The organism is Haloferax sp. s1 (genome assembly GCF_058382125.1).
Genome location: NZ_JBZRPK010000629.1, coordinates 1 through 10,608, shown reverse-complemented (window position 1 = coordinate 10,608; position 10,608 = coordinate 1). Strand labels below are relative to the sequence as shown.

8 protein-coding genes and 1 pseudogene are annotated in these 10,608 nt (G+C 61.5%); 2 read left to right on the top strand and 7 right to left on the bottom strand.

The features are described from left to right. The 5 genes from QT222_RS13620 to aroC all read right to left on the bottom strand — a co-directional run. A partial coding sequence (locus tag QT222_RS13620) for a DNA polymerase Y family protein (RefSeq protein ID WP_491477477.1) occupies positions 1 to 781 on the bottom strand: 781 nt, incomplete at its 3' end. A gap of 172 nt (positions 782 to 953) precedes the next feature. Next, on the bottom strand, positions 954 to 1,382 hold the full coding sequence (lrpA1, locus tag QT222_RS13615) for an HTH-type transcriptional regulator LrpA1 (protein ID WP_004057150.1): 429 nt from the start codon (positions 1,380 to 1,382) through the stop codon (positions 954 to 956). 119 nt (positions 1,383 to 1,501) lie between these two features. Then, a complete protein-coding gene (locus QT222_RS13610; protein ID WP_004057148.1) occupies positions 1,502 to 2,440 on the bottom strand; it encodes a thiamine pyrophosphate-dependent enzyme in 939 nt (312 codons plus the stop codon). Between the two features lie 3 nt (positions 2,441 to 2,443). Then, a complete protein-coding gene (locus tag QT222_RS13605) occupies positions 2,444 to 4,339 on the bottom strand; it encodes a 2-oxoacid:acceptor oxidoreductase subunit alpha (RefSeq protein WP_004057146.1) in 1,896 nt (631 codons plus the stop codon). A 199-nt stretch (positions 4,340 to 4,538) separates the two neighbouring features. Then, positions 4,539 to 5,696, bottom strand: a complete 1,158-nt coding sequence (gene aroC / locus QT222_RS13600) for a chorismate synthase (protein WP_491477476.1) — start codon at positions 5,694 to 5,696, stop codon at positions 4,539 to 4,541. Between the two features lie 106 nt (positions 5,697 to 5,802). Here aroC and QT222_RS13595 point away from each other — a divergent pair, with 106 nt between their 5' ends. Continuing rightward, entirely contained in the window at positions 5,803 to 6,282 is a 480-nt protein-coding gene (locus tag QT222_RS13595; RefSeq protein WP_004057142.1) for a DUF6653 family protein, read from the top strand. Here the strand turns inward: QT222_RS13595 and QT222_RS13590 are convergent. Together QT222_RS13590 and aroA are read right to left on the bottom strand one after the other, a co-directional pair. Beyond that, on the bottom strand, positions 6,271 to 7,506 hold the full coding sequence (locus tag QT222_RS13590) for an alkaline phosphatase family protein (RefSeq protein WP_491477475.1): 1,236 nt from the start codon (positions 7,504 to 7,506) through the stop codon (positions 6,271 to 6,273). The two genes, QT222_RS13595 and QT222_RS13590, sit on opposite strands and share 12 nt — an antisense overlap. Positions 7,507 to 7,575: 69 nt before the next feature. Then, complete coding sequence (gene aroA / locus QT222_RS13585; RefSeq protein ID WP_491477474.1) at positions 7,576 to 8,868, bottom strand: 3-phosphoshikimate 1-carboxyvinyltransferase; 1,293 nt, start codon at positions 8,866 to 8,868, stop codon at positions 7,576 to 7,578. A gap of 211 nt (positions 8,869 to 9,079) precedes the next feature. Here aroA and QT222_RS13580 point away from each other — a divergent pair. Continuing rightward, a pseudogene (locus tag QT222_RS13580) lies at positions 9,080 to 10,349 on the top strand (RNA-guided endonuclease InsQ/TnpB family protein). Positions 10,350 to 10,608: the final 259 nt, after the last annotated feature.

Below are 10,608 nucleotides of genomic sequence, written 5' to 3'. Positions count from 1 at the left end.
GGGGTTCGCGCCCCCGAGCCCCGAAGTTGGATTCGAGCCCCGATGCATCGGCCGCCGCGAGGTCACCCGCGGTTTCGATACCGAATGCCCCGAGTTCACGGGCCGTAACCGGACCGACGCCGTGGACTTCCTCGACCGGGAGCGGTTCGAGAAACGACCGAACGTCGCCGGGGCGGACGACCACCAGGCCGTCCGGTTTGTCGAAATCGGAGGCGATTTTCGCGGTGGACATGTTGGGTGCGACGCCGATAGAGGCCGGAACACCGACCTCGCGGGCGATTCGCTGTTTTACGTATCGGGCGTATCCCTCCGCCAGCGTCCGGTCGTCCGAGGGTGCGAGGTCCCACGCGGTTCGGTCTGTCACATCCAGATATGCCTCGTCGATGCTCACCTCGCGGACCACGTCGGCGCAGTCGTGAAGAATCTCTTTGACCTCCGCGGCGACCGACTTGTAGAACTCGATGTCGACGGTGCGGTAGTAGCCCGCTTCTGCCGGGTCGTCGTCCGGGGCGATATCTTCGAGTCGGGGAAGCCGGTCGAGTGCCGTGGAAATCGGTTGGGCGCTTTCGACGCCGAATTTCCGGGCTTCGTAACTCGCCGTGGCGACAGCCCCGTGGCCCTCGCCCGGTTCGTACCCCATCCCGACGACCACCGGTTCACCAACGAGAGCAGGTTCGCGGAGGCGCTCACAGGAGGCGTAAAAACAGTCCATGTCCACGTGGAGGACGATTCTGTCGGGACGCTCGTCGGTCGTCGTACCCGGCAGTGTTTCCTCCGCCATTATCGGGCGTACGTGAGCGACGTACCTGAAGCTTCAGATAGCGGGGTGAAAGTAAATTCAGATAGCACGGTGAAAGTAGAGTAGACGTACGACTGGTGAACAGATGTTCGGTGAGTGAACGTATAGCAAGTAAATCGCAGGAGGGACGAAGAGTCGACTCGTTGTTCGGCGCTTATTTCAGTCGTTCCTGCAGGAACGACGGGTGTGCGGCTTCGACGCCGTTGATAGAGAGGATTCCATCGGAGATGACGTCACCGAGGGAGTCGCCGTCGACGGCGCGAACCTCGGCCATCAGCATGTGGTCTCCAGAGGAGGTGTACAGCGCTTCGACAGCGTCGAGTTCCTTCAATGTCCGTGTTGCTTCGACGTATCGTTCGCTCGCAACGTCGATGCCGACCATCGCAATCGACTGTCCTGCGAGTTTCTTCGGGTCGATATCGGCGGAGTATCCGATGATGACACCGTCGTCTTCGAGTTTGCGGATGTATTTCCGGACCGTCGGCTTCGACACGCCCGCCCGCTCGGCAATCTCAGCGTACGACGCCTTCGCGTCTTCCTCCAAGACTGCCAAGATGCGTCCCTCCGTGGACGTGGTTTCCATGCCCGTTGGTTTTACTACGGGAGAAAAATATCTTGCGAATCAGAAAACGGTTCTCTTTCACGTCGAACCTGGTAGTAAACCAAGTCAAAAAACGGGTGCCGACGAATCGGCTGTCGGCGTTATTTGTGCTTGTCGAGGAAGTTGTCGAAGGAGCGCTCCCACTCGTAGGAGTCGTCGAAGTACCGCTCTGCGAGCGGTTCTTCGGGCATCTCGCCGATGCGCTTTTTCTCCTGCTGGTAGGACGGACGGTCTTCGTCGACGTAGTACCGGCCGGTGAGGACGGTACCCTCGTGCAGTGCGTTCTCCGTCTCGAACATCATCTCGGAGGCTTCCGAGCGGTTCGTCTTGTCGAACTCGTAGTCGTCAGAGTCGTTGATGTCGATGTACGGGACGTACTGGCGTGCGTCCTTGTTCCACGTCGGACACTGCGTCAGGAAGTCGACGTGGGAGAAGCCGTCGTGCTGGATGGCTTCGACGATGATGTCCTTCGCCTGGTTCGGGTTGACTGCGGCCGTACGGGCGACGTACGACGCACCCGCGTTCAGGGACATCGAGAGCGGTCGAAGCGGCGTCTTGGCCGAACCGTGCGGCTGAGTCTTCGACTTGTGGCCCATCGGCGACGTCGGGGACGTCTGTCCCTTCGTGAGGCCGAAAATCTCGTTGTTGAACACGATGTACGTGATGTCGTGGTTCTCACGAGCGGTGTGCATGAAGTGGTTGCCACCGATACCGTAGCCGTCACCGTCACCGCCAGCAGCGACCACGGTCAGACCGGGGTTCGCCAGCTTTGCGGCGCGGGCGATAGGCAGCGAACGACCGTGGATGGTGTGGAAGCCGTAGCTGTTGAAGTAGCTGTTGAGCTTCCCGGAACATCCGATACCGGTCGTGACCATCATCTCTTCGGGCGAGAGGCCGAGTTCGGCCGCCGCACCCTTCAGAGCCTTCAGGACACCGAAGTCACCACAGCCAGGACACCACGTCGGCTGGGGTTCGAGTCCAGGGGTGAACTCGTTTTGGTCCTCTTCCGTTTCTTCACCGATTGCGCTGAATGCACTCATGATTTATTCACCCACCTTGGGGACGAACTTCGTGCGGTTGTCTGGGAGCTCCTCGCCTTCGAGGAGCGCCGTCTCGAAGCCCTCGACGATGTCGGCGGGCTCGAACGGGTTGCCGTTGTACTTGAGGAGACTCGACATCTTGTCGCCGTAACCGCCGAGTTCCTTCTGGATGAGACCGCGGAACTGCGCGGAGGCCGTCATCTCGACGACGAGCGCTTCCTCGACGCTGTCGAGGAATTCCGAGACCTGCTGTTTCGGGAACGGCATCATTTCGGAGACGCCGAAGACTTTCACCGAGTGGCCGTTCTCGTTGAGAACGTCGGCGGCCTCTTCGACGGTACCCTGCTGGCTACCGAAGGTTATGAGACCGATTTCGGCGTCTTCGTCGCCGTAGACCGTGTTGAACTCGTTGTCGTCGTTGAGTTCGGCACGGATGGAGTCGACCTTCTGCATGCGGCGATTCATCTGGGCGACGCGGTTCTCGGGAGATTCCGAGATGTGACCCGCGGGCATGTGTTCGTTACCCGTGGCGAGGTAGCGACCGCCCTTCTGTCCGGGCAGCGAGCGCGGCGAGACACCGTTTTCGGTGTCGTGCTGGAAGCGCTGGTACTTGCCGGCGTCGTCGTGCGGTGCCTCTTCGAGTTCCGCTTCCGTCAGGACCGAGCCGAGGTCGGCGTTCGGTTCCTCGTCGAAGACCGAAGCCGGGACGTTCGATAGTTCGCCGCCGAGCTTCTGGTCGTAGAGGACGATAGACGGAATCTGGTACTCGTAGGCGAGCTTGAACGCCTTGCGCGTCTGGTAGTACGCCTCGGCTGCGTTGCCGGGGGCGAAGACGACACGGTGGGAGTCACCCTGCGACGTGTACAGGACGTGTTCAAGGTCGGACTGCTCGGGCTTGGTTGGCATCCCGGTCGACGGACCGGCACGCATGGCCTCGACGAGAACGAGCGGCGTCTCGGTGATTTCTGCGAGACCGAGCGGCTCGGACATAAGCGAGAAGCCACCACCGGACGAACCGGACATGGCCTTTGCACCGGCGTGCGAGGCACCGATTGCCAGCGCAGCGGCGGCGATTTCGTCCTCCACCTGCTCGGAGATACCGCCGAGTTCGGGGAGGTTCTGGGTCATGATAGTGAAGACTTCCGTCCACGGAGTCATCGGGTAACCCGCGATGAAGCGGCAGCCTTCGTCGATGGCACCGTACGCGATTGCGTCGGAACCGGAGAGAAGAACCTGCTCTTCGTCGTGTTCGCCGGTCGGCGCCTGAATGTCCGGCGCTTCGACGTCGAACTCCTCTTGGACCATCTCGTACGCGTCGTCGAAGACGGTGAGGTTGGGTTCGAGAATCTTGTCCGGCATCGCATCCGACATCAGACTCTTGATGACGTCGGGTTCGATGTCTGCGATGGCGCACGTGACGGCGACACCGGCGGTGTTGCGCATGACCTCACGACCGTGTTCGCGGGCGATGGTGCGCAGGTCGATATCGTAGACGTGCCAGTCGTTCTCTTCGACGCGCTCGTCGAAGTCCTCAATCTCGGAGGCGTCGAGAAGACCAGAGTCGTAGACGATGACACCACCCTCGACGAGTTCGTCGAGGTTCTCCGAGAGCGGCTTGATTTCCTCGTTGCCGTAGTAGGCACCCTCGCTCGGGTTGCGTGCGAAGGAGTCACCGAGGGCGAGGAGGAAGTTGTACCCGTCACCACGCGATTTGACGGGGTCGGCACTCACACGAACTTCCGTGTACGTGTGACCACCGCGGATGCGCGACGGGTAGTGGCGATGCGTGAAAACGTGTAGCCCCGCTCGCATCAGGGCTTTAGCGAAGTTCTGGCTGGTCGAGGCGATACCGTCCCCGGAACCCCCTGCGATACGCCAGATAAGTTCGTGGTCAGTCATATTTTGAGCTCACGGCCCCGCTGGGGCGCTATCTGAAAAGTTGGGGTGGGTTTGATTAAAGACTTTGCTATGGATTAACAAGAAAAGATAATGAAGGACTTAATATTGTTAAATTGGGCATGTTACCCATAACCAAAAATGGACGAACGGATAGTCAGAATCAGTGTATACGGTGAACGATAACTCGGGATAGAGTGATTTACTCGTTGTCGGGACTCGATGGATGATACGGCGTGTCGTACTCACCGACCTGTCCGTCGAGGCGGTCGGGGTTGATACGACCCGACAGGAGCATGAAGTCGAGGATTGTGGCGTACAGCATCGCCTCGACGACCGGTACACCGCGTGGGGGTAACACCGGGTCGTGGCGGCCGACAACCTGAATCTCCTTTTCCTCGCCCGTTTCCCAGTCGACGGTCCGCTGTTTCTTCGGAATCGAGGTTGGCGCGTGGAGCGTCATCTCGCCGTAGATGGGTTGGCCGGTGGTGATACCACCCTGAATGCCGCCGTGTTTGTTGCCGACGGGGCGCGGGTCGTCGTTCTCGTCGAACTCCCAGTCTTCGTTGCGGTCCGAGCCGGTCCACTCACGGGCCTCGCGGCCGAGCCCGAATTCGAGCGCTGGCGCCGCGGGGACAGCCATCACCGCCTGTCCGAGGCGGGCGGAGAACGAGTCGAACGGGGGTGCGCCCAGTCCGCGAGGGACGCCCTGCGCCTCGAAGTAGATTGACCCGCCGATTGAGTCGCCTTCCGTCTGGTACTGTTCGATGACCTCCATCATCTTCTCGGCCGTCTCGGGATGGGCGCAGCGAACGTCGTTTTCCTCCGAGTGTTCGAGCATCTCCTCGAACGTGACCGGCGGCGCTTCCACGTCGCCGATCTGGTTCACGTGCGCCTTGACCTCGATATCGTACTCGCTCTGTTCGAGGACCTGCTTCGCCACGGCACCCGCGGCGACCCAGTTCACAGTCTCGCGCGCGGACGAGCGCCCGCCACCGCCCCAGTTACGCGTCCCGAACTTCGCCGAGTAAGTGAAGTCGCCGTGCGAGGGCCGCGGGGCCGTCACGTAGGGTTCGTATTTGCCGGAACGGGCGTCCTTGTTCTGTACGACCATTCCGATGGGCGTGCCCGTCGTGTAGCCGTCTAGCGTCCCCGAGTTGATGACCACGGCGTCCGGTTCGCCGCGACTCGTGGTAATCATCGACTGGCCCGGCTTTCGTCGGTCCAGTTCCGCCTGTACGTCGTCGACGGAGAGTTCCACGCCCGCGGGGCACCCCGAGATGGTGACGCCCATGGCGTCGCCGTGACTCTCGCCGTAGGTGGTCACCCGAAAGAGGCGACCGAATTCATTTCCGTTCATTACCCGACCCTCGGGGGGCCGCGCATTTAGTGTTTGTAGAAAGGTGCAATCGTAGGCGGGATTTCGCCTCGCGGAGGTTCATAACCGATGGCGTCGAACGAACGGTATGGGGTCGACAACCCGCGGAAGTCTCCGCAGTCGCCTCGAAGCGACGTTCTGGGAGCGACACGCCAACCCGTGGAGCGGCGGGACGCGAATCCTCGTGTATCCGGTGTTGATGTACGCCATCTACAAGCGAAACCGCCGACTCTTCGCGGCGACAGTGGCGTTCATCGCGGTCAACCCTGTGTTGTTTCCGCGACCCGAGCGCACAGACAACTACCTGAGTCGCATCGTTCTCGCCGAGCGCGAGTGGTTGGACGAGGGAAACGGAACGATGAGTCTCGACTACCCGAACGTTCTCAACGTCCTCAACATCCCAGTTACCGTCTACGCGTTCGCCTCAGCGATTCGCCGTAAGCCGGTCGGAACCGTGCTCGGAACACTCGGCGTGATGGTGCTCAAACTCTGGTGGACCGACGCAATCGTGAAGGAGACGGGCGTGACCGGACGCGGACCCGACGAGGAACCGAACTCAGCGGAGTGAATCGAGCGTCGCCGTGGCGAACGGAACCAGCATCTCGTCGGGGTGCAGGCCGCCGTGCATGGCGACGAGACCGAGTTCGGCTTCCTCCTCGTCGCCGAACCAGACGCCGAGGTCTTGGTGGACGACGACGAGGTCGCCGAGTCGGCGTTCGAAGGTCGCAGAGGGATTCGGGCCGAAGAGGTCGGAGTCTAACACCTCCTGTTTCCGGAACACCCTCGCATCGAGTTCCGCTGTGAGCGTGTCGTGCACCTCGTCGATTCGCTCCGGTTCGAGGTGCAGGTGGACGTTTCGCGGACTGCCAGCGAACCGAATCGGCGTCCCGTCGGTCAGGGTCTTCAGGTCCGAAACGAGGTCGAACGGGGGTGCCGAGAGATCGACGTTTCGGTCCGGGTCGGTGTCGATGAGACCGTGGTCCGCGGTGATGCAGACGAGCGTTTCTCCGTCGTCGTCGGTTGTCTCCGCGAGCATGTCGATGGCCCCGGAGACACGGGCGAACGTCTCGTCCGCCGTCTCTCGATAGGCGTCGGAATCGACGCCTTCGGCGTGCCCGATGGCGTCGGTCTGCGGGAGGTACGCGAAGATGTACGACGGGCCCGTCGCACCCTCGGCAGCCTCCGCAAAGGCGTCGGGAAACGTCGAGAGGTCTTCGGGGTCGTAGGTGTGCGGAACCGTGGACTCGGAGGGGAACGGCGTCACGTGGTGCGTTTCGACGCCCGCCGCCGAGAGTTCCGGATAAATGGACTCTGCGTTGGCCACGTCCTCGAAGTCGATTCGTTCTGGTTCCGACCCGTCCTTCCGGATGAACGGAAGCGCCTCGAACATCTCGTCCGCATCAGGGTCGTAGACGTTCCACCCGATGACGCCGTGCTCTGCGGGGAGGGTCGCCGAATGGAAGGTGTTCAACGCGGCGGCCGTCTCCGACGGGTAGACGGACGTGAGCGGCGTCACCGTTCCGGCACGCTCGAACCGGCGTAAGAAGGGGACTCGCTCGCGCTCGCCGTCCCACTGGGCGAGGCCAAACCCATCGACGAGAAAGACGACGACGCGAGATACGTCACCGTACCCGTCGGTGGCCGCGTCGGGGAGTCGTGGCCCGATGTCGGCTCCAAGCAAGTCGGCGATAGTACCCGGAACCCGGGAGAAACACCAGTCCTCATACGCGGGGAGGAGGTAGTCCCCATCTTGCTGGCGCTTCCGCAGTGCCGACAGGTCGGATAACTGCATGGCACAGTCACCGGACGGCGGTAGGAAAAATATTCTGCTCGGTTGGGTTTTCTTCAGGTCTGGTTCGGCTCAGTTCTCGAGTACGTCGACGCCGAGGTCGCGCATCGTCTCGAAGAAGTTCGGGAACGACACGTCGACGTGTTCCGACCCGGCGATGGTTGTCTCGCCTTTGGCGACGAGGGCCGCAATGGTAAGCGACATCACGATACGGTGGTCACCACGGCCATCAACTGCCGCGCCGACGAGGTCCGTCTCGCCGCCGTGAATCGTGAGACGGTCCTGTTGTTCGGTGACATTCGCGCCCATCTTGGCGAGTTCTTCGGCCATCGCGGTCACGCGGTCGGTCTCCTTGTAGCGGACGTGTTCGCAGTTCTCGATGACCGTGTCGTCGTCGGCGATAGCACCGAGTACCGCGATAGTCGGCAGCAGGTCGGGCGTATCGCCCACGTCGACTGTCGTTCCCGTGAGGTCGGCCGGCGAGACAGTAAGTTCGCCTGCGTCTTCGTCCCACTCGACTTCGGCACCCATGTCGCGGACGATGTCCACGATGGCGCTGTCACCCTGTGCCGACGGGCGCGCGCCTTCGATGGTGACCGATGTACCCTCCGCGCCCGCGACTGCGCCGGCGGCGAGGAGATACGAGATAGACGAGAAGTCGCCGGGGACGCTGTACTCGCCGTCGACCGGGTGGTACGATTGCCCGCCGGGGACCGAAAAGCCGTCCTCGGTTCGCGTGGCTTCGACGCCGAAGTCGGAGAGCAGTTCGAGCGTGATATCGACGTACGGCGAGGATTTGAGTTCCGTCGTGAGGTCGATGTCGATTCCCACATCGGTGACTGCGCCGGCCATGAGAAGCGCCGTGATGAACTGCGACGACACGTCGCCGGGGATTTCGACCGTGCCGCCGGTCATCCCGTCGCCGACGACGAGCGGTGCTTGTCCGTTTCGTCGCGTGCTCTCCGCGCGGCCGTCGAGGTCGAAAACGGCGGTGAGAAGCGGACCGTGGGGGCGCGACCGAAGCGACTCGTCGCCGGTAAGGACGGTCAGGTCGGCTCCGAGGGCGGCACAACCGGTGACGAGGCGCATTGTCGTTCCCGAGTTCGCGCAGTCGATCACGTCGTCCGGCGTTCCGGGGCGGCCGTCGAATCCGACGACATCGACCGTCTGGCCGTCGCGGTCGACGGTTCCGCCGAACGCTCGAACTGCGCGCATGGTGGCTTTCGTGTCGGCGCTGACGAGTGCGTCGCGGACGACGGCCTCGTCGCTGTAGCCTGCTGCGAGGATGGCTCTGTGTGTGTAACTCTTCGACGGCGGCGCTCGGATTCGGCCGCTGACCCGAGACGGGGAAACGTGGGCGTCCATATCGGGGGGTTGTCTGGGTGCGGTATCAGCGTACCGGACGCGGCGACGCTCTCCCCGGCTTGCAGTGCTGTCTATCTTTCTTCGAGGAGAGAATCCCGCCGTTTACGGCGGGAGTGAATCCGACAACTCCTCCCCAATCCACCGTCGATGGCAGACCGGATATTCCACGCTAATCCACACTCTTGAGTAAGTTTGTCTACATAGGCTATGTCTGGCGATTCAGGTCACTCGTACCTACGTTGGTTCCATCCAGAACCACCGACAGGTCTGCGATGGCCTTGACTCGCTCGGAGACTCCGCCTCGAAAATCTGGAACGTTATCAGACTGCGTCTGATAGCCCGTGAGACGTAGTCTCACGACGTCGCACGATGGACAGCCGACCGCATCTGGAATGCAACCGGCGAAATCCCAGACGAGGGCGTGCTGAAATCGTATATGAAGAACCAGTCGTGCTGGAAAGAAGTCATCGAAGAACTTTCCGACGCTTTCCAGTCATGGTTCGACCTGCGACACAAGTTTGACGAGGCGAATCCGCCCGGCTACCGCAAACACGGCGACACTCGACCGCGTTCCACGGTCACGTTCAAAGAAGACGGATTCAAACACGACCCTGAGAACAACCGCGTTCGACTCAGCAAGGGGAAGAATCTCAAGGAGTACTGGTCGGACTTCCTGCTCTGCGAGTATCAGACTCGCCCGGACGTTGACCTCTCAGAGGTTGAGTCGGTACAGAACGTTCGCGCCGTCTGGAACGGCGACGAGTGGGAACTGCACTTCGTCTGCAAAGTCAGACTCGAAACCACCGATTCCGCAGGTGACGAAGTAGCAGGAATCGACCTCGGTATCAAGAACATCGCCACGGTCGCATTCCCCAATGAATATGTTCTCTACCCCGGCAACTCGCTCAGAGAAGACAAACACTACTTCAAACGTGCTGAATACGACACGGAGGGTGAGAACGGACCGTCCGAGAGGTCGATGTGGGCACGTCGGAAACTCGCTGACCGAGAGACGCACTTCTACCACACACTGACGAACGCCATCATCACAGAGTGTGTCGAACGCGGTGTTGGCACGCTCGCGGTGAGTTGGCCCGAAGACGTGCGCGAATCTGATTGGGGCAAGACCGGCAACAAGAAACTCCACACGGGCCTTCGACCGCATCTACCAGTACCTCGAATATAAAGGAGAGATACGTAGCATCGAGGTACTGAAAGAGAACGAGTGGGATACGTCGAAAAACTGCTCGAAGTGTGGTGATGACACGAAGTCGAACCGTGTCGAACGTGGCCTGTACGTCTGCTCGTCGTGCGGGTTAGTCGGGAATGCGGATTGCAACGGGGCGGAGGATATGCGTCAGAAGATAACTCCAAGTCCTCATGGAGAGGATAGGAGTAACGGCTGTGTGGCACAGCCATCGACATACTTGTTCGACCGCGAGAGCGGGACGTTTCGCACGAGAGAACAGGTCGTGTCGTAGACCGGCAAATATCCCACCTGCGGTACGGGAAGCCCCGTCGTTTACGACGGGGAGGATGTCACCGTTGCTTGGAGCGGCGGGTGTTGCTTTTTTCCTTTGTCCTCGTTTCCGCTCGCCCCCCGGGGGGGGTGCTTTTGCTCGCCACCCGGAGGGGGCGGTTTCCCCCGCCCCCCCGGGCGGCAGTTTTCTCTCCCCCCTCCCGGCGGTCGGCTCCGCCCGCCACCCCCGGCGGCAGGTGCCCCCCCCCCCCCCGGGCGGG